Raw genomic sequence first — 18,906 nt, forward strand, 5'->3', positions numbered from 1 at the left:
GATTGTCTTGTTATAAATTTTTAAAGAACAATTGCTAACCTCGGCTAGCTGCTTCAGCGTTTCTCCCTGAAGCGGGACGCGCATTCTACGCGTTTCGTTTTCAGTGTCAACATCTTTTTGAAATTTAATTTCTCAAGTGTTTTCAGTAAAAACTGCTTATCGAATTCAGCTCTAAGCTTTATTTTATAAGCACTTCGCGGTGTCTGTCAGTGACGTTCCCCGTCGAAGTGGTGCGCATTATAGGGAGTTCAGTTCGCACGTCAACGGTTATTTTCAAAAAACTGAAACAATTCATCCGAACGCTTATTTCTTATACTTTCACGCCTATAAAGCGAGCGATCACACGGGTATAGTACCGTTATTATTGATTATGAGAGCTTTACTATGCCTGTCAGAAAGTACAATTCTGTTTCCCCTTCTATTGCTGATAACTGTTATATCGATGATTCAAGCGTGCTTGTCGGAGATATCGCTATAGGATCAGATTCAAGTATATGGCCACTGGTTGCAGCCAGAGGCGATGTTAATTATATAAAGATAGGCGACCGCACAAATGTTCAGGACGGTTCAGTGCTTCACGTCACCAGGAAATCTGCCGGTAATCCTGAAGGTAACCCACTAATTATTGGTGATGATGTAACGATAGGACATAAATGCATGCTTCACGGATGCACACTGGGCAACCGTATTCTTGTTGGTATGGGTGCCATTGTTATGGACGGTGCTGTTGTAGAAGATGATGTGTTTATCGGAGCAGGTACATTAGTCCCGCCAAACAAGCGCCTTGAGAGTGGCTACTTATATGTAGGCAATCCAATGGTGAAAAAGCGCCCGCTCAAAGAGAGTGAACAGGCCTTTCTTAAGATTTCGGCAGACAACTATGTCCGGCTGAAAGATGAATACCTTACACAAGGCTGAATCTGAACTACCGTTTAAGGACGAAGTTTCTGAATAACACCGGCAGTCTCCGGCCTTTTACCTGTCCAGATGGTGAATGCTGCAGCTGCCTGTTCCACCAGCATACCAAATCCGTCTTTGGTTCCTGCAGCCCCTTTCTCAGCAGCATACTGCATAAAGCGTGTTGGCTGACTACTGTATACCATGTCGTAAGCCAACTCGCATTTACCGAACATACTGTCAGACACAACTGGCAGATCGCCCGTCAAACTCGCTGACGTGCAATTAATAATAATATGGGCTTCAACGCTGACGAGCTCGTCAGCCGTTATCGCTTCAAACTTAGGGTTTGCTATATCTGACACAATCGCCTGTGCTTTGGCAAAAGTACGGTTAGCAATAAATAATGATTCCGGATTTTCTCTCAGTAATGGCCCTGCTACACCGCGGGTAGCGCCACCGGCACCAATAAGTAAAATACGCTTTCCGCTTAAAGTTCCTGTTGTACTGAGTAAGTCCGCAACCAGTCCCATGCCATCAGTCGTATAACCATTCAGGCAGCCGTCTACTTTATGCAGGGTATTAACGGCTTTTGCGGTTGCCGCCTCTTCATTACAATTTGCTTCACTTAATTTGAACGCTCTTTCCTTGAATGGGACTGTAACATTACATCCCACAGCCCGCTCATCAGCAAAAAAATTCGTAACTGTATCTTCGAAACCTTCAATGGGCGCTTCAATCTTTTCATATTGAATGGTCTCCCCGGTTAAATCAGCAAACATATGATGAATTGCAGGTGATAAACTCTGAGAAATCGGGTTTCCAAATACAGCGAATTTTTTCATGGGTCTCTTTAGCTTATTAAACAAATCAAAGAAAACGTTTTCAGACACAACCCCCTCCACACCCTATGAAGCAATCGGGGGAGAAGAAATGGTAAAACTTATTGCCAACCGATTCTATGACATCATGGAACAAGATCCTATGGCTGAAGAGTTACTAGCAATACATCCGCAACCAATGGACAGAATAAGACATGTCTTTTTTCTTTATTTAACCATGTGGCTTGGCGGTCCCAATGAGTTTGAAAAGCAATTTGGTCATCCCCGCTTGCGTGCCAGACACCTTGGTTTTGCTGTGACACCTGCACTGAAGCGTCAATGGATGTATTGCATGCGAAAGGCAATGTTGCAATCGGTTCACGACATTGCTCTTGCAGAGAAGTTACTGGAAGCGCTGGATCAACTCGCAGAACATATGATTAATACGGAACAATAAAAAAGCCCTCCGGATAAGGAGGGCAAAAGGCAAGTGCGAAAAACGCATGGAAACTAAATGTCAGATGCTCAGAATGTGTAACCTACAGAAATAGTGTAAACCCAGGGATCAATCTGAATATCGTTTACGCTTCCCTGAGCTTCACCCACATTGAAGGTGGCTTCGGTATCAATATCAATCCACCTTACTGACGCATTAATGTGCCAGTCGTTATTCAGCATGTAATCCGCACCGATTTGTGCAGAAACACCAAAGGAGTTATCCAGATCTAAATCTGTCAGTCCTGCATCCCCGTTAGCTGAAGTAAATTCCTCGTCAAAAATGAATGTATAGTTCAGACCCGCACCGATATAAGGCTGGAACACTGCCGCGGGATCATTGAAGTAGTAATTAACGGTTAACGTAGGGGGTAAGTGTGTCACTTCTCCCAGCTTATCACCTGTGCCCAGCGGATCAGACACACCAAAACTGACGTCATGGGTGAATGGTGTCGCTGCGAGTAATTCGATATTGATATTGTCGGTTATAAAATACGCAACATTCAGACCCAGTTGGGTATCGTTATCAACCGACAAATCTACGCCTAAATCTGCACCACCGGCAATAATTGTGGATGTTTCGTCGTCAGGTGCAACCGTTGTAAGACCGCCACGTACAACCCAGTCGCCTTTTTCATATGCTTGAGCGGCAGGAGCAGCAATGATGGCTGCAAGGATAACAGTAGCCAGAGTGGTTGTTTTCATTTCGATTCTCTCGTGTGTTTAACGTTGATGTGCGTACTGTACGCCTCAGGAGAATCAAAATGTTGATCTGGAACAACAGAAAAAAATGGTTTTAAAATCAGCTTCCTGACCATTGATCTGAATCAATAGTCAGGATAGGCAGAGCTTACCAGTCTGTGGGTTTCAGCCAGTTTGTCAGCTTCGCTTCAGCGCTGCCTGCGGGCGCTTCGAAGCCATATTCCCAGCGGGCAAGGGGCGGCATGGACATCAGAATGGACTCTGTACGGCCACCGGTTTGTAACCCGAACAACGTGCCGCGGTCATACACCAGATTGAACTCGACATAACGTCCGCGACGATAAAGCTGAAATTGGCGTTCACGTTCTGAGTAAGACATGCCTTTACGGCGTTCAACGACCGGAACATATGCGTCCAGATAGCCATTACCTACTGACTGCATAAATTCGAAGCTTTTATCAAATCCCCATTCATTCAGGTCATCAAAAAAGAGACCGCCAACGCCACGGGTTTCGTCACGATGTTTCAGATAAAAATAGTCATCACACCATTTCTTATATCTGGCATAAATATCATCACCAAAAGGAGCACAGCACTTTTTAGCGGTGTCGTGCCAGTGCTGAACATCTTCTTTAAAGGGATAGAACGGCGTGAGGTCAAAGCCACCACCAAACCACCAGAAGGGTGTCTCTCCCGGCTTTTCAGCAATAAAAAAACGCACATTGGCATGAGAGGTGGGTACATAGGGGTTGTGGGGATGAATAACCAGAGACACCCCCATTGCCTGAAAACTTCTGCCGGCCAGCTCAGGACGTGATGCAGTTGCTGAAGCCGGCATGGCTCCGCCGAACACGTGACTGAAATTGACACCGCCCTGCTCTATCACCGCGCCGTTTTTAAGCACTCTTGAGCGGCCACCGCCCCCCAGTTCTCTTTCCCAGCTGTCTTCTACAAACTGACCTTTGCCATCAACCAGCTCCAGTGTCTGACAGATGTTATCCTGCAAGGCCAGCAGGAAAGCTTTAACTTTTTCTATTGCCTTGTTTGTGTCTTCAATATTCATTGTTTGCATTTTTTTAATCTCTGATCACCCGGCCGGAATCGCAATCCCGGATTGTACTGGGCCTGTCCAGTCCGCCCACATCGCCGTCAATGTAGATAACACTGTCTGCAAAGTATGCTCTTGCTTCACCCTGTGTTCTTGCAGGTTCTTCACCGGAAGGATTGGCGCTGGTAGAAACCAGAGGCTTGCCCAGCTTTTCACACAATGCTTTCACTACCGGATGTGTTGTCACCCGAACTGCTATTTTTTCGTGAGAACCTGTGATCCAAACTGGCGCTGTTTTGGACTTCGGCAGAAGCCAGGTATTCGGCCCGGGCCATGATGAGAAAATTTGCGCTCTGCGATCAGGCGGAACAGCATTGTCATTAACGTAAGGCAGCAAACGGGAATAGGTATCAGCAATAAGGATCATGCCTTTTTCAACAGGACGTTGCTTCAGTTGTAATAGTTTGTGAACCGCCAGCTCATTATCAGGGTCGCACCCTATCCCCATTACCGCTTCGGTGGGATAAACAATTAACGCTCCCTGTTCAAACGCTTCTTTTACAGGGTCAATCTGTTGTTCATTACTCATTTTCGGGCTCTGCCTGATAATCGCATTTAACTTGCGGGCAGCACACTTTGCCTTTTTTATTGATCAAAAGGCCCCAGCCACAATCTGGACAGCTACCCGGAACGGGCGGGAAATTTACCACATACTTGCATTGAGGATAATGATTGCACGCATAAAAGCGCTTTCCGTATTTATTTGTGCGCTCAATGATGTGTCCGGTATTACATTGGGGACAAGTGATCTGCGTGTCCTCCTGCTGTTTTACCGGCTCAATATGATGACATTCAGGAAAATTTGTACAGCCAATAAACATACCGTAGCGACCTTTTTTAATGGCCATCGTACTACCGCAGTCGGGACACACCGTGCCGGCGATTTCTTTTAACGTTGTGGTTTGTTGATCGTGTAACGGCTTACTGAAATGACATTCGGGATAAGCCGTACACCCAAGGAAAGGGCCACTCTTGCTATTTCGGATTTGAAGATGACTGCCGCATTCCGGGCAGTCACCGAATGCGTGCTCAAGCGCATGCTCATGAGCACTGAATAAGGAATGATCTATTTTTGACATGAACCCCTGATACCTTAGAGCACAAATTCAGGAGGCATCCCGGGGACCATGCCGGTACTACTCCTGATTAATGCAGCGTACCATCAGATTCTTCAAACAGAAGATCTTCCATCTGTGCATACGCATTCTCTTTACCGGGCACGTTGAATAACACCATCAACACGACCCATTTTAAATCTTCAAGACAGAACTCAGGAGAGTCTATTTCCATCACTCTGTCGATAACCATTTCACGTGTAGAAGCGTCGAGTACACCAACCTGCTCTAAAAACAGCAGGAATCCCTGGCACTCCACATCCAGACGCATTTGCTCTTCCTGGGTATAAATGCGGCTGACGCCAGATGATATACGCTGACAGAAATACGGCTTATTATCCGTTTCCTGGAGCGCAGCCAGTTTCTCCAGCCATGCTAACGCCTTATAGATTTCATCATGATGAAAGCCAGCGCGTATTAACTCATCCGTCAGTTCGTCCTGATCGACGCGGATTTCCGTTTCGCTATGAATGAAGTTCTCAAACAGATACATGAGGATGTCGAACATGGTTTATTTCCCCCTCAATTTGACGTAACCACCGGGAACGGGGGTTACGAGACCACGCAGTTCATATTCTAATAATGCCGCCATAACCGCTGATACAGGCAGTGCGCTGCGTTCGGCAATGATGTCAACGCCAGTTACATCAAAGTCCACACTATCTAATAATTTATCGGTTGCCAAGTTTTGATCTTCACTTTTTTGTTGTTGCTCAGCTGCGGCAGCAACGGGCGATCTGGCAAGATGGTTAAATTCCTCCAGGATGTGGTCTGCAGTTACCACAAGTTTAGCACCTTGCTGAATAAGTGCATGACAACCTTCTGTCTGCACATTTGCGATATTGCCCGGCACAGCGAACACTTCGCGTCCCAGATCTGCGGCCAGATTGGCAGTTATCAAGGTACCACTCTTTATTGTTGCTTCGACCACCAGCGTACCGGCTGAAATGGCAGCGATTAAGCGGTTTCTGCCAGGAAAGTGATGACGCTTCGGTGGTGTGCCGGGTGAAAACTCAGACACGAGCAATCCATTATGACTGACGATTTCCTCTGCCAGATTAATGTTCCGGCGGGGATAGATAACATCCGGCCCGCTTCCCAGAAAGGCTACCGTTCTGCCCTCTATGGCATTGGCAGCCTTATGGGCTGCGGCATCAATTCCGCTGGCGAGTCCGCTGGTCACAGTGATGCCGGCAGCGGCCAGCTGTGAGGCAAATAATGCAGCATTTGAAAGACCTGCCCGGGTAGCCATTCTGCTGCCGACAACCGCAATCTGCGGATCGCCAAGACGTGAAGTATTCCCTCTGGCAAACAAGAGTAATGGTGGTGATGTTAGACTACTGAACCCTGATGGCCAGTCCGGCATGTCCCGGGTAATGATCTGATTCGCCGGGTCTCTGTCCAGCCAGCGATAAGCCTGATCAAGAAGCCTGTCATTTGCAGATGTCCGTAACTGGCGAATCTGCGCCAGCTGTTCAGAAGTGAGAGGATGGTCAGGATTTGTCATCCACTCATCGGAATGGAGAAAGGCCCGGGCTGAAATGCTGTATTTATTGAGTAGCGCATTCCATTTCACTGTAGTCATGGCCGGCACTGATGCCAATGTCAGCCATGAATTCATTGAAGTATTTTGATGATTTTTCCGCATACCGCAGCTCCTCAGCTACGGTATGGTTTATCCCGTTTAAGGATTAGCGACAATAGCGCCCGTCTTCACCAGTTCTCTGGCACGGGTAATGATGCCGTAGCTGGCTTTATCAAATGTTTTGAAAATGACTATTTCGCCGATTTTAATGGCCGGCTGATGCACCGTGCTGCCATCGTTAAACACGCTGTACATGGCATTATTTTCGCCAGCGTATTTGGGTAATTCACCGTCAATAATATCTGGCCCCTGAGAATAAAGTCCCATCACAGTACCGGGAGACACTTGCTCAGAACCTAAATCCACAATGACCACATCGTCTTTACCCAGCAACTGATGCTGATGAAGGTTCCCTACCACAAAACCCCGCTGTTCAGGCGTTGCAGCCTGCAGCACGAGATCCTGCCGGTCTGTGAAATCTCCGTCATACAGCCGGTCGCCACGGGCTGCTTCAAAGTTTGATTTGGTGACTTTGACCAGCCACTGGAACGGCACGGTATCGTCAATCATATTGGCATCAGCAACATGATGAACCTGAATCCCGAGAATCTCTCCGTCCAGGTTTTCAATAGTAGATTGTCTGCGGACTACACGATACTGATCTGAAGATCGGCCGTAACTCCGGCTGATCACTAAATCATCGGTGACAAAACGGATATCGCCGGTTTGATTACCGAGAATATGGGGCAGCTTTTCATAGACCTCTTCATCCAGTAATTCATTTTGATTGATGTAAGGAGCAATAACGGACCAGGGCAACATACTGATGGGGTCAGGCTTATTTTGTTTACGCAGGGACGGTCCGAGGGTGATGTGTTTTTTATCCCGCTGAACTACCAGTACCGGCTGACCGTCGACAATACGTATTACCAGCACGTCGCCGGGGTAAATCAAATGAGGATTGATAATTTGAGTATTGTTACGCCACAGCTCCGGCCATAGCCAGGGCTTGTCCAGAAACAGGCTGGCAATATCCCATAACGTATCATTGCGTTTCACTGTATAGGTTTGCGGGGCATCTTCTTTTAACGTGACTGCCTGAGCTAACCCTGTAAGGCAGCTTAAGATCACTGTCACTGCGGTCAGGGCAGCGGTAAAGCGCTTTTTTATCGATCCGGTTGTCATGTTTGATCCAACCACTCCTGTTGAAATTTTCGACATTGACTCTATATCGGCCATGTATCCGCTATTTCCAGCAAAAAACTGCACGGCAGTTACCGTTATACGATAGAATAGTATCAGAAACCAATGTGTAAATAGCGCTGGCTATTGGATCGTATATTAATTCATACACGCAAGCGAAGCAGAACGACAGATGGCAATTTTAGACGTATTAAGTTTTCCTGACGAACGCCTACGCACCGTAGCGAAACCCGTTGAGTCAGTAGATGAAGAAATTAAGCAACTGATCTCGGACATGTTCGAAACCATGCGCGATGAGAAAGGCATCGGCCTTGCCGCCACGCAGGTAGACAGACATGTGCAGGTTGTAGTGATGGATGTATCTGAGAATCAGGATACGCCCAGAGTATTCGTGAACCCTGAAATCACAGCGAAAGACGGTTCCACCATCAGTGAGGAAGGCTGTTTATCGGTACCCGGTAATTACGCCAAAGTAGACCGTGCAGAACGGGTGACTGTTAAAGCTCTGGACGGTGAAGGGAATCCTTTTGAGCTTGAAGCTGACGGTCTGCTGGCTATCTGCATTCAGCACGAACTGGATCATCTGAAAGGTAAATTGTTTATAGATTACCTGTCACCGCTGAAACGCCAGCGTATCCGGAAGAAGTTAGAAAAAGAAGCAAGACTGGCTGCTAAGGCCTAGGACTATTTGTGACCACACCACTACGAATCATTTTTGCCGGTACGCCGGATTTTGCTGCCGACCATTTACGCGCCCTGCTCGGTTCTGAGCATGAGGTTATTGCTGTTTATACGCAACCTGACCGTCCTGCCGGACGGGGCAAAAAGCTGACGCCCAGCCCTGTAAAAGTATTAGCTGAAGAAAATGGCATCGATGTTTATCAGCCTGCTTCTTTAAAAGCACAGGAAGCTCAGGAAACGCTGAATGAGTTGAACGCTGATGTGATGGTAGTAGTGGCTTATGGTTTGTTACTGCCGCAGGCTGTTCTGGATATGCCCCGCTCAGGCTGCATAAACGTACATGGCTCTATTTTACCGAAATGGCGCGGAGCGGCACCTATTCAACGCTCTTTGTGGGCAGGCGATGAAGAAACCGGCGTGACCATTATGCAAATGGATGTTGGCTTAGATACCGGCGATATGTTGCATATTGCCAGGCTGCCTGTTGAACCGGAAGATACCAGTGCCACGCTCTACGATAAGCTTGCGAAGCTGGGGCCTGAGGCTCTGGTTAACGTGCTGAACGATTTGGAAAGCTATACTGCAAAAGCAGAAAAGCAGGATGATAATCTTGCCTCCTACGCGAAGAAGCTCAGTAAAGAAGAGGCTCTTATCGACTGGCAGGACAGCGCAGAGCAAATTGAAAGAAACATCCGTGCGTTTAATCCCTGGCCGGTGGCGTGGATGCAAATCGGCAAGGATAACGTGAAAGTATGGTCTGCACATGTGAGCGACAATACGTCAACACAACAACCGGGCACAGTGGTAAGTGCCAGTAAACACGGTATCGTTATTGCCACTGCCACGAAAGATTTAATCATCACCCAACTACAAATCCCCGGCAAAAAAGCGTTGCCGGCAGGCGATGTTGTGAATGCACGGCAGCAATGGTTTGTGGCCGGTAAACTGGTTGGCGGAGAAGCATAATGGCTTCGGTTCAGCCGGTTCCCCTTCCAAGACAAAAGAATTTACGCGCCGATACTGCCTGGGTAATTTTTCAGATCCTGGAAAACGGCAAATCCAGCAGAGAATGTCTTGCTAAAGTACAACGCCGGCATCACGGAAAGGATAACGCCTGGATTCAGGAAATGTCGCTGGGTGTCATGCGTCAACTACCAGTTCTCCAATTCTGGTTGCGGGGATTACTCGATAAGCCTCTGAAAGGGAATAAGAAGATCCTGGAGCACCTGATGCTGCTTGGTCTCTATCAACTGGCTTTCAGCCGGGTATCATCTCACGCAGCAGTAAGCGAAACAGTGAATGCTGCTTCTTATTTGGGTGGTATGTCTTTAAAAGGACTCGTTAACGCTATCCTGCGTAACTTCGAACGTCAGGGGCTGGCAGATAAGCCGGTAGACGATCCCATTATTGCAAGCGGATTACCCAAATGGCTATTTAAACGCATTCAGGATGCTTACCCACAGGTGGCCGACCGCATTATTGAACAAACCAATGATCAGGCGCCTATCTGGCTAAGGGTGAATACGTGCCAGGTTTCACGTGAAACCTTCTGTGATGCCCTAACTGAAATGAACATCCCGTTTGAAACAGTGGCTTCCCACCCTCAGGCGGTAAGACTTATCACCCGCAGCGACATTACTGCACTGCCGGGTTACGACAAAGGCTGGTTTGCTGTGCAAGATGGCGCAGCTCAGCTTGCCGCACCTTACCTGGAACCGCAACCCGGTGAAACCATACTGGATTGTTGTGCTGCTCCGGGCGGCAAAACCGGTCATCTGTTTGAAGTTCAGCCTGAACTGGCCCGCTGTATTGCGATCGACAGCGATGCAATACGCCTTGAGCGGGTTAAAGAGAATATGACGCGGTTAAAGCATCATCCTGAAATTAAAACCGGTGATGCATTGCGTCCCGATCAATGGTGGGACGGGAAATTATTCGATCGCATTCTGCTGGATGCGCCCTGCTCTGCAACCGGCGTTATCCGTCGTCATCCTGACATTCGCTGGCTGAGAAAGCCTGCTGATATTGCAGCACTTGGTGCATTGCAGTCGGAAATTCTCGATGTTATGTGGTCATTGTTGAAGCCGGGTGGCACCTTGCTGTACGCCACCTGTTCCATTCTGCCTGACGAGAACCGTGAACAAATAAAGCAATTCCTGGCACGTACTACAGATGCGGAATTGTCTGAGCTTTGTGAGGGTGAAAGCAGAGATTTCCCGGGCCGGCAGATAGCAACCGGTGAGGAACAAATGGATGGTTTCTATTACGCGAGACTGATAAAGTCTTCTCATTAAACTAGTAAGAGTCTGAATTACATCAATGAAAATCATCATTCTTGGCGCGGGACAGGTTGGCGGTACTCTGGCAGAAAACCTGGTTGGTGAAAAGAACGAGATCACTGTGATTGATTCAGATCCCACTATACTGCGAGCCCTTCAGGACCGCCTTGATCTTCAGGTAGTAGAAGGCGTGGGCTCACACCCTGACATTCTCAAAAAAGCCGGCGCTGAAGACGCCGATATGCTGATCGCTGTTACAAATAGTGATGAAAGTAACATGCTTGCCTGTCAGGTTGCATACAGTCTGTTTAAAACCCCGACTAAAATTGCCCGCGTTCGCAGTGAGCAATACATCATTTATCAGGAACAGTTGTACCAGGAAAATAACATTCCTGTGGATCACATCATTGCGCCTGAGCAGTTGGTAACCACTGCAATTAAACGTCTTATTGATTATCCCGGTGCGCTTCAGGTTGTGGAATTTGCCGAAGGTAAAGCGAGCCTTGTTGCGGTTAAAGCCTACTATGGCGGTCTACTGGTTGGACACGCCTTATCAGCCCTGAAAGAACATATGCCCAACGTGGAAACCCGTGTTGCGGCAATTTACCGTCGCGGCCGTCCAATCCGCCCGCTGGGCACGACGGTGATAGAGGCTGATGATGAAGTATTCTTCATTGCTGCCACCAAACATATCCGTGCGGTGATGAGTGAACTGCAGAAACTGGAATCCAGCTACAAACGCATTATGATTGCCGGCGGCGGTCTTATCGGTGCTGGCCTGGCAAAACGTCTCGAGCACAAACACAACGTGAAGCTGATTGAATTCAGCCCTGAACGCGCACAGTATTTATCTGCGAATCTGGATAAAACCATCGTATTTTGTGGTGATGCCTCTGATCCTGAGTTGCTGAATGAAGAGAGTATCGATCAGGTAGATGCCTTCATTGCCGTCACCAACGATGATGAAGCAAACATCATGTCAGCGATGCTTGCTAAGCGTATGGGTGCACAAAAGGCCATGGTACTTATCCAGCGCAGTGCTTATGTGGATCTGGTACAGGGAGGTGAAATTGATATTGCATTCTCTCCCCAACAGGCAACGATTTCCGCATTGCTTACCCATATTCGCCGCGGTGATATCGTTAACGTATATTCTCTGCGCCGTGGTGCCGCAGAGGCCATAGAAGCCATTGCCCACGGTGACGAAAACACCTCAAAAGTGGTGGGCCGAGAAATTGGCAATATCAAATTACCGCCGGGCACAACGATCGGGGCTGTCGTCAGGGAAGATACGGTAATCATCGCTCACAGTGATACGAAGATAGAAGCCAACGATCACGTGATTCTTTTTCTGGTAGATAAGAAATACATCAATGATGTAGAGAAGCTTTTCCAGCCAAGCGCATTCTTCTTCGGCTGATAACAAGTGATCTACTGATACCACGTTCCGCGCAGAGTGTTTGCGTCAGCTGCGCCAGAACGTAGGTGAAAACAATACCAGCAGTGAGAATACTTCCAGCCGCCCGAATACCATAGCCAGTACCAGCAGCCATTTACCGCCGTCACTCACCTCTGAATAAGTACCCGCTACGCTGCCCAGTCCGGGGCCAAGGTTATTCAATGATGCAGCGGTCGCCGTAAAAGCAGAAATGTTATCCAGACCCGTAGCAATCATACCAATCATGATCACCACAAACACAATGGCATAAGCAGAAAAGAATCCCCACACAGCCTCTACCACCCTGTCAGGCATCGCTCTTTCGCCCAGCTTTACCGAATAGACAGCTTTAGGATGAATGAGGCGGTCAACTTCACGTTTACCCTGCAGGAACAATAACAGTACCCGTACGACTTTCAGACCACCGCCTGTTGAGGACGCACAGCCGCCGATAAAACTGGAGAATATCAGCAAAATAGGCAGGAACGCCGGCCAGGATGAGAAGTCAGTGGTGGCAAAACCGGCAGTGGTACTGATAGACACCGCCTGAATCATAGCCTGATCCAGCGCTTCCTCTGCAGAGGTGTAATAGCCGGATAATGTAAGCACCAGAAAGCAAATCATGATCAGCGTAAACTGAATAAACAGAAATGCCTTAAATTCCGGATCCCGTAAATACCCTTTCAGGGAACGGGAACTTACTGCTGCGTAATGCAAAGAGAAATTCAGTGCCGCAATCAGCAAAAAGACAGAACAAATCACATTCACCATGGGACTATCGAAATAGCCCAGGCTGGCATCATGGGTCGAGAAACCACCTATCGCGACGGTGGCGAAGGAATGACATATCGCATCAAACCAGTCCATACCGGCCAGCCAGTAAGCCACCATGCAGGCAATGGTTAGGGATAAATAAATATACCAGAGATGCTTGGCAGTATCGGCTATACGAGGTGTCATCTTGGAATCTTTCACAGGGCCCGGCGTTTCTGCACGGTACAACTGCATGCCCCCGACCCCCAGAATTGGCAGGATAGCCACCGCCAGTACAATGATACCCATACCGCCCAGCCACTGTAATTGCTGACGATAGAATTGAATTGAATGGGGTAGAAACTCTATACCTTCTATCACGGTGGCGCCCGTGGTAGTGAGACCGGAAAAAGATTCAAAAAATGCGTCGGTCACGGTCATGCTGGGCTGTTCAAGCAAGATAAACGGAATCGCACCGAAGCTTGCCAGTACTGTCCAGAACAGGACTACGATAAGAAAGCCTTCTTTCGCACGCAGTTCTTTGCGGTGATAGCGGTTCGGATACCACATCATCATGCCCGTGCCCACACAAAGCAGGAATGCAATGATGAAAGGCAGGCCGCTTCCATCTTCGAACATCAGCGATATCAGTGCCGGTGGGATCATTGTCACGCTGAACAATGCAACAAGTAATCCGAGAATCCTTACGATTGCACGATAGTGCATGTGCCGTTGAACCTTATTGTTTTTTTACCCATGCCAGGCATGGTTGTGTGTACTACCCCAATAGCTGACATTATGCGGTGACAAAGGCGAAAGGGAAAGTCCCATTCGCCGATACTCCCCGCCTTGCGGGGAGGTTTTAATTCATTGCCAGTACAGTTTCGACCATTTTGTCGATCCCCGCCTTTGCTTCAAGGATGTCCCCGGCGAGCATATAAGCAGGCGTGGTTACCAGTTTGGCGTCGGTATCAATTACAATCTCATCTACTGCACAGTCAACGTGAACAGCACCCAGTGCATTAATACCTGCGGCAGCACCTTCATCATTGCCAATGGTCACCTTACGCTGACTGCCATAAACAGCTGCTGCCAGTGCCGGAGCAATACAAGCGTAACCGGCCGGTTTGCCCGCCTCTGCAAATGCTCTGCATACAGTGAGTACATCTTCATTCACAGAGCAGTCTGCACCATCAACTGCAAATGTACACAGATTCTTGGCCGCACCAAAACCACCTGGCAAGATGATGGCGTCAAAGTTGTCAGGCTGACATTCGGTAACAGGTTTAATTTCCCCTCTGGCGATACGGGCAGATTCAACCAGCACATTACGCTGTTCGTTTTCAGCCACTTCACCGGTAAGATGATTTACCACATGCATTTGCATGACATCCGGTGCGAAACATTGATATTCAGCGCCATTGCTGCGAATCGCTAACAAAGTAATCACTGCTTCATGTAATTCAGTGCCGTCAAATACACCACTTCCACTTAAAATCACTGCTACTTTTTTCACGCTTCACTCTCCTTTGCTCTGCAAACCAGCCACAGCAGGCGTTATGCCATTTGCGATTAAAAAACAAACAAAAACTATACAAAAATTATTAAACTCTGCTGTCACTGTTTGTTATCAGTATGCTACATTAACTGACCAACTTGGTTAAACAACAAATTCTTAATTCACCAAGTTATCCACACTATCAGGGAAGAATTCGTCAAGGTAATGACATCTCTTCGAATTCCTGCAAGACCTTATATATAAAGATCTACGGATTTTTTTGCCGTATCAGATCTGTGTACCCGATCCAACTTCTTTTTATTTTGATCACAAAGTTATCCACAGGCGATCCGCTTTTGTGGATCGAACAGCTCCGCAGACGGTTATATGGCTTTAACAGGCGGCCTGTGGCATTCTGCTCACTTTACTAATGCCTGCGATTTAAGTTTCCTTATGTCTGAAAACAAAACTCCTCCCTTTATTCTGGTTGACGGATCTTCTTACCTGTTCCGCGCCTTCCATGGTTTACCTCCACTGACAAATTCTAAAGGTCAGGATACCGGTGCGATTTACGGTGTGATCAACATGCTGAGAAGCCTTATCCGTCAGTACAACCCCACTCACATGGCGGTAGTCTTCGACGCCAAGGGAAAAACCTTCCGCGACGACATGTATAAAGAATACAAGGCAAACCGTCCGCCGATGCCGGAAGAATTACGATCTCAGATTGCACCTTTGCATGACATTATCAGGGCAATGGGCTTGCCGATCATCGTGGAAGAAGGTGTAGAAGCCGATGATGTGATCGGAACCCTTTCACGTCAGGCCACCGAAAAAGGGATCGACACACTCATCAGTACAGGTGACAAAGATATGGCTCAGCTGGTCAATGAGCATGTCACGCTGATCAATACCATGAACAACCAGATCATGACGACTGAGGGTGTTAAGGAAAAATTCGGTATTCCTCCGGAGCTGGTTATTGATTTCCTGGCCCTTAAAGGTGACAAAGTCGATAACATTCCGGGCGTGCCGGGAGTGGGCGACAAAAGTGCACAGGCACTGCTGAATGGGATCGGTGGCATTAAAGCCATTTATGAGAATTTGGACGCTATCGCAGGCCTTTCATTCCGTGGCAGCAAAACCATGGCTGATAAGATGCGTGAGTATGAAGAGCAGGCGCGGCTATCTTATGATCTGGCGACAATAAAGCTGGATGTTGAGATGGATTTCCAGCCGGAAACGCTGGTGCCTTCGGAAGCTGATAATACAAAGCTTGCCGCCCTGTTTGCCGAATATGAATTTAAGCGCTGGTTTTCTGAAGTCTCATCCGAATCAGCCGCAGAGGAATCTGCTACCAGCGCAAAAACTGACGAAAGTACCGGTGAAGACGACTCTCCTGCACTATCAGACATCGACAATAGCAAATACGAAACCGTTACAGATAAAGCTGCTTTTGAAAACTGGCTGAAGAAGCTGGAACAGGCACCACTTTTTGCATTTGATACTGAGACCACCAGTCTCGATTATATGGAAGCTGAAATTGTTGGTGTATCTTTCAGTACGGCACCGGGAGAAGCCGCTTACGTACCGGTAGCACATGACTATCCTGATGCACCGGAGCAACTTGACCGTGATTACGTGCTTGGTGCATTAAAGCCGTTGCTGGAATCAGATTCAGTTAAAAAGGTTGGCCAGCATCTGAAGTACGACAAAAACGTCCTGGCCAATTACGACATCAATTTACAGGGCATTGCTTTTGACACCATGCTTGAGTCTTACGTGCTTAACAGCACGGCAACCCGCCATGACATGGACTCACTGGCGATGGCGTACCTGAATCACAAAACAATCCACTTTGAAGAGATTGCCGGTAAGGGAGCGAAGCAACTTACCTTTAATCAGATTGATTTGAACGAAGCCTCGCCCTATGCCGCCGAAGATGCAGACGTTACTTTAAGGTTGCATGAAGAAATCTGGCGCCGGCTGGAACAGCACGAACCACTGAAAAATTTATTACTGGATGTCGAAGTGCCACTGGCCAGCGTACTGTCCAGGATGGAACAGCTGGGCGTGCTGATAGATTCACAAAAGCTGAATCAGCAAAGCCAGGATCTGGCTAAGCGTATAACTGAACTGGAAGCCAGTGTGCATGAAGCCGCGGGTGAAACATTTAACTTAGGTTCAACTAAACAGCTGCAACAGATTCTGTTTGAGAAATTGTCTTTGCCTGTGATCAAGAAAACGCCCAAAGGCGCCCCGTCTACGTCGGAAGAAGTATTACAGGAACTGGCGCTGGACTACCCTATTCCTAAAATGATCATGGAATACCGTGGTCTGACAAAGCTTAAAAATACTTACACAGACAAGCTGCCAAAGATGATCAATCACCGTACAGGCCGTGTGCATACGTCTTATCATCAGGCAGTCACCGCAACGGGACGGTTGTCTTCCACAGATCCTAACCTGCAGAACATCCCTATCCGCACTGAAGAAGGCCGCAGAGTACGGCAAGCGTTCGTACCACGGGAAGGTTATAAGATGGTCGCCGCGGATTACTCTCAAATAGAGCTGCGTATTATGGCTCATCTTTCTGAAGATCAGGGTTTGCTTGATGCATTCTCGCAGGGCAAAGACATACATAAGGCCACAGCGTCTGAAGTATTTTCAGTGCCTCTTGAGGAAGTAACTGCAGATCAGCGCCGCAGCGCGAAAGCTATCAACTTCGGACTGATATACGGCATGTCAGCTTTTGGTTTGTCCAGACAACTGAATATTCCCCGTAACGACGCACAAAAATACATGGATTTGTATTTTGAACGTTATCCGGGCGTACTGCGCTATATGGATAAAACCCGTGAGCATGCGAAAGAAACCGGCTATGTTGAAACGGTATTCGGGCGCAGACTGTATCTGCCTGACATTAAAGCAAGTAACGGTGCCCGCAGGAAAGGTGCAGAACGTGCGGCAATCAATGCTCCTATGCAGGGTACAGCAGCTGACATCATCAAACTGGCAATGCTGCGTGTTGATGAGTGGATCCAAAAAGAAGCCGCCAGTGACGTATTTATGATGATGCAGGTTCACGATGAACTGGTTTTTGAAATTAAAGAAGAGGTGGTGGAAGAACGTGTTGCCAGCATTGTAGCCCTGATGGAACAGGCTGCCGCCCTGTCAGTTCCTTTACAGGTTGAAGCCGGTACGGGAGAAAATTGGGACGAGGCACACTAAAACAGTAAGTAGATTACAGCATTTAGCGTGTTTATCGTGACAATCACCGATATTTGGTAATTTTATTACAATTTCACTTGCCTTTTCAGCATTCTGTTGTACCCTAATGGATGTAGGGTACAGAGGTGAGAAAGCTGTTTTCAAACCTTTGCTTTAACCCCGGTAGTTTTACCGGGGTTTTTTTATGCCCGTAGAAAAGTCATTCCGAAATCAATCAACTTATTGTTTTTATTGAAAAATAAAATAAATCTCAAAAAAACTTCTATTTTTCTTCAATTAATTTGAACTAACCGGCTTCAGGGACACTCTATATCTTCGGTTTTTATGTGTTTTCTCTCAGTCCTTTTCCCCGGCCACTTTGGTCGGGGATTTTTCTTTCAGCTACAAGAAAACCCAAAAACGCCTAAGCGTCCTCCTGTTCGTTCAATTCAAACCACTTATCCAGAACAGCAGCCGCTTCGCTGACACCAATCTTTGATAAAGACGAGAATGCCTGAACAGTAACATCCCCGTTAAAGGCAAGTGCCGCATCTCTGGCAAACATAAATGCTTCTTTTCGTTTACCAGATTTTAACTTATCCGCTTTGGTCAGAAGTGCGAGAACAGGTAACCCTGCATCGACTGCCCAGTAAATAAGATCCTGATCGAGATCTTTAAACGGGTGACGGATATCCATCATGACGACCAGTCCCCGCAAGCTTTTCCGCTTTTGCAGATACTCACCCAGCGAGGCCTGCCACTTCTTTTTCATTGCAATAGGAACCTGCGCAAAGCCATAGCCCGGCAAGTCAACCAGCCTGCGGGTTTCATCAAGTTCGAAGATATTGATAAGCTGGGTCCGGCCCGGTGTTTTACTGGTCCTCGCCAGGTTCTTTTGCCTTGTCAGTGTATTTAACGCGCTTGATTTTCCGGCGTTTGAACGGCCGGCAAAGGCGACTTCTATGCCCTCATCCTGCTTTAGATGGCGGATATCAGGCGCGCTCATCAGAAACTTAGCTTTTGTGTAATACGACATGTTGAATATCCGTCTATACTTTGCATTTAATTTTAATTTATTTGACACCTGTCAGAAAACGGTTATAAAACCATAGTTTTATTAT

At 47.5% G+C, this 18,906-nt stretch carries 18 protein-coding genes; 7 read left to right on the forward strand and 11 right to left on the reverse strand.

All coding sequences use genetic code 11. The features are described from left to right. Positions 1–384 precede the first annotated feature (384 nt). Positions 385–918 (forward strand): gamma carbonic anhydrase family protein, encoded by a 534-nt coding sequence (locus ACXAG2_RS19400; protein ID WP_474848798.1) that lies wholly within the window; start codon positions 385–387, stop codon positions 916–918. 14 nt (positions 919–932) lie between these two features. Here ACXAG2_RS19400 and aroE read toward each other — a convergent pair whose 3' ends face one another. After that, a complete protein-coding gene (gene aroE / locus ACXAG2_RS19405) occupies positions 933–1,742 on the reverse strand; it encodes a shikimate dehydrogenase (protein ID WP_474869744.1) in 810 nt (269 codons plus the stop codon). Between aroE and ACXAG2_RS19410 the strand changes: the two genes are divergently transcribed. Next, positions 1,741–2,175, forward strand: a complete 435-nt coding sequence (locus ACXAG2_RS19410) for a group II truncated hemoglobin (RefSeq protein ID WP_474869746.1) — start codon at positions 1,741–1,743, stop codon at positions 2,173–2,175. The two genes, aroE and ACXAG2_RS19410, sit on opposite strands and share 2 nt — an antisense overlap. A 68-nt stretch (positions 2,176–2,243) precedes the next feature. Here ACXAG2_RS19410 and ACXAG2_RS19415 read toward each other — a convergent pair whose 3' ends face one another. The 7 genes from ACXAG2_RS19415 to ACXAG2_RS19445 form a co-directional block, all read right to left on the reverse strand. Beyond that, entirely contained in the window at positions 2,244–2,918 is a 675-nt protein-coding gene (locus ACXAG2_RS19415) for an OmpW/AlkL family protein (protein ID WP_474869749.1), read from the reverse strand. Positions 2,919–3,063: 145 nt separating this feature from the next. Beyond that, positions 3,064–3,987 carry an oxygen-dependent coproporphyrinogen oxidase gene (gene hemF, locus ACXAG2_RS19420; protein WP_474869751.1) on the reverse strand — a complete coding sequence of 308 codons (924 nt, stop codon included), beginning with the start codon at positions 3,985–3,987 and terminating at the stop codon, positions 3,064–3,066. Positions 3,988–3,991: 4 nt separating this feature from the next. Further along, the gene (tsaC, locus tag ACXAG2_RS19425; protein WP_474869754.1) at positions 3,992–4,552 is read right to left on the reverse strand and encodes an L-threonylcarbamoyladenylate synthase type 1 TsaC; all 561 of its coding nucleotides are present in this window, start codon (positions 4,550–4,552) and stop codon (positions 3,992–3,994) included. Next, a complete protein-coding gene (locus ACXAG2_RS19430) occupies positions 4,545–5,102 on the reverse strand; it encodes a DNA topoisomerase family protein (RefSeq protein ID WP_119499444.1) in 558 nt (185 codons plus the stop codon). The genes tsaC and ACXAG2_RS19430 overlap by 8 nt, the downstream gene beginning before the upstream one ends. A gap of 67 nt (positions 5,103–5,169) precedes the next feature. Beyond that, complete coding sequence (locus ACXAG2_RS19435; protein WP_119499443.1) at positions 5,170–5,646, reverse strand: DUF494 family protein; 477 nt, start codon at positions 5,644–5,646, stop codon at positions 5,170–5,172. A gap of 3 nt (positions 5,647–5,649) precedes the next feature. Beyond that, entirely contained in the window at positions 5,650–6,786 is a 1,137-nt protein-coding gene (dprA, locus tag ACXAG2_RS19440) for a DNA-processing protein DprA (protein ID WP_474869756.1), read from the reverse strand. 36 nt (positions 6,787–6,822) lie between these two features. After that, positions 6,823–7,908: a LysM peptidoglycan-binding domain-containing protein gene (locus ACXAG2_RS19445; RefSeq protein ID WP_232373446.1), complete on the reverse strand. Its 1,086-nt coding sequence runs from the start codon at positions 7,906–7,908 to the stop codon at positions 6,823–6,825. A gap of 190 nt (positions 7,909–8,098) precedes the next feature. On the opposite strand from ACXAG2_RS19445, the gene def reads away from it, so the two are divergent. Genes def through trkA form a run of 4 tightly spaced genes read left to right on the forward strand, consistent with a single transcriptional unit; the run spans position 8,099 to position 12,306 of the window. Beyond that, positions 8,099–8,608 (forward strand): peptide deformylase, encoded by a 510-nt coding sequence (gene def / locus ACXAG2_RS19450; protein ID WP_119499442.1) that lies wholly within the window; start codon positions 8,099–8,101, stop codon positions 8,606–8,608. A gap of 8 nt (positions 8,609–8,616) precedes the next feature. Beyond that, positions 8,617–9,573 (forward strand): methionyl-tRNA formyltransferase, encoded by a 957-nt coding sequence (fmt, locus tag ACXAG2_RS19455; protein ID WP_474869759.1) that lies wholly within the window; start codon positions 8,617–8,619, stop codon positions 9,571–9,573. Then, positions 9,573–10,901 carry a 16S rRNA (cytosine(967)-C(5))-methyltransferase RsmB gene (gene rsmB, locus ACXAG2_RS19460; protein WP_474869762.1) on the forward strand — a complete coding sequence of 443 codons (1,329 nt, stop codon included), beginning with the start codon at positions 9,573–9,575 and terminating at the stop codon, positions 10,899–10,901. The genes fmt and rsmB overlap by 1 nt, the downstream gene beginning before the upstream one ends. Before the next feature lie 25 nt (positions 10,902–10,926). After that, positions 10,927–12,306 carry a Trk system potassium transporter TrkA gene (gene trkA, locus ACXAG2_RS19465; RefSeq protein ID WP_119499439.1) on the forward strand — a complete coding sequence of 460 codons (1,380 nt, stop codon included), beginning with the start codon at positions 10,927–10,929 and terminating at the stop codon, positions 12,304–12,306. Between the two features lie 45 nt (positions 12,307–12,351). Here the strand turns inward: trkA and ACXAG2_RS19470 are convergent, their stop codons facing one another. Then, a complete protein-coding gene (locus ACXAG2_RS19470) occupies positions 12,352–13,803 on the reverse strand; it encodes a TrkH family potassium uptake protein (protein ID WP_119499438.1) in 1,452 nt (483 codons plus the stop codon). Between the two features lie 136 nt (positions 13,804–13,939). Further along, positions 13,940–14,593, reverse strand: a complete 654-nt coding sequence (gene elbB / locus ACXAG2_RS19475) for an isoprenoid biosynthesis glyoxalase ElbB (RefSeq protein WP_349591021.1) — start codon at positions 14,591–14,593, stop codon at positions 13,940–13,942. A 435-nt stretch (positions 14,594–15,028) separates the two neighbouring features. Between elbB and polA the strand changes: the two genes are divergently transcribed. Beyond that, positions 15,029–17,806: a DNA polymerase I gene (polA, locus tag ACXAG2_RS19480; RefSeq protein WP_474869864.1), complete on the forward strand. Its 2,778-nt coding sequence runs from the start codon at positions 15,029–15,031 to the stop codon at positions 17,804–17,806. 403 nt (positions 17,807–18,209) lie between these two features. Here the strand turns inward: polA and yihA are convergent, their stop codons facing one another. Next, complete coding sequence (yihA, locus tag ACXAG2_RS19485) at positions 18,210–18,821, reverse strand: ribosome biogenesis GTP-binding protein YihA/YsxC (protein ID WP_474869765.1); 612 nt, start codon at positions 18,819–18,821, stop codon at positions 18,210–18,212. Positions 18,822–18,906: the final 85 nt, after the last annotated feature.

Source organism: Alteromonas sp. ABH4_456, assembly GCF_056160645.1.

Coding starts and splice junctions, on each gene's coding strand:
- ACXAG2_RS19400 (WP_474848798.1), top strand. CDS start 385: ATGCCTGTCAGAAAGTACAATTCTGTTTCCCCTTCTATTGCTGATAAC.
- ACXAG2_RS19410 (WP_474869746.1), top strand. CDS start 1,741: ATGGGTCTCTTTAGCTTATTAAACAAATCAAAGAAAACGTTTTCAGAC.
- aroE (WP_474869744.1), bottom strand. CDS start 1,742: ATGAAAAAATTCGCTGTATTTGGAAACCCGATTTCTCAGAGTTTATCA.
- ACXAG2_RS19415 (WP_474869749.1), bottom strand. CDS start 2,918: ATGAAAACAACCACTCTGGCTACTGTTATCCTTGCAGCCATCATTGCT.
- hemF (WP_474869751.1), bottom strand. CDS start 3,987: ATGCAAACAATGAATATTGAAGACACAAACAAGGCAATAGAAAAAGTT.
- tsaC (WP_474869754.1), bottom strand. CDS start 4,552: ATGAGTAATGAACAACAGATTGACCCTGTAAAAGAAGCGTTTGAACAG.
- ACXAG2_RS19430 (WP_119499444.1), bottom strand. CDS start 5,102: ATGTCAAAAATAGATCATTCCTTATTCAGTGCTCATGAGCATGCGCTT.
- ACXAG2_RS19435 (WP_119499443.1), bottom strand. CDS start 5,646: ATGTTCGACATCCTCATGTATCTGTTTGAGAACTTCATTCATAGCGAA.
- dprA (WP_474869756.1), bottom strand. CDS start 6,786: ATGCGGAAAAATCATCAAAATACTTCAATGAATTCATGGCTGACATTG.
- ACXAG2_RS19445 (WP_232373446.1), bottom strand. CDS start 7,908: ATGACAACCGGATCGATAAAAAAGCGCTTTACCGCTGCCCTGACCGCA.
- def (WP_119499442.1), top strand. CDS start 8,099: ATGGCAATTTTAGACGTATTAAGTTTTCCTGACGAACGCCTACGCACC.
- rsmB (WP_474869762.1), top strand. CDS start 9,573: ATGGCTTCGGTTCAGCCGGTTCCCCTTCCAAGACAAAAGAATTTACGC.
- trkA (WP_119499439.1), top strand. CDS start 10,927: ATGAAAATCATCATTCTTGGCGCGGGACAGGTTGGCGGTACTCTGGCA.
- ACXAG2_RS19470 (WP_119499438.1), bottom strand. CDS start 13,803: ATGCACTATCGTGCAATCGTAAGGATTCTCGGATTACTTGTTGCATTG.
- polA (WP_474869864.1), top strand. CDS start 15,029: ATGTCTGAAAACAAAACTCCTCCCTTTATTCTGGTTGACGGATCTTCT.
- yihA (WP_474869765.1), bottom strand. CDS start 18,821: ATGTCGTATTACACAAAAGCTAAGTTTCTGATGAGCGCGCCTGATATC.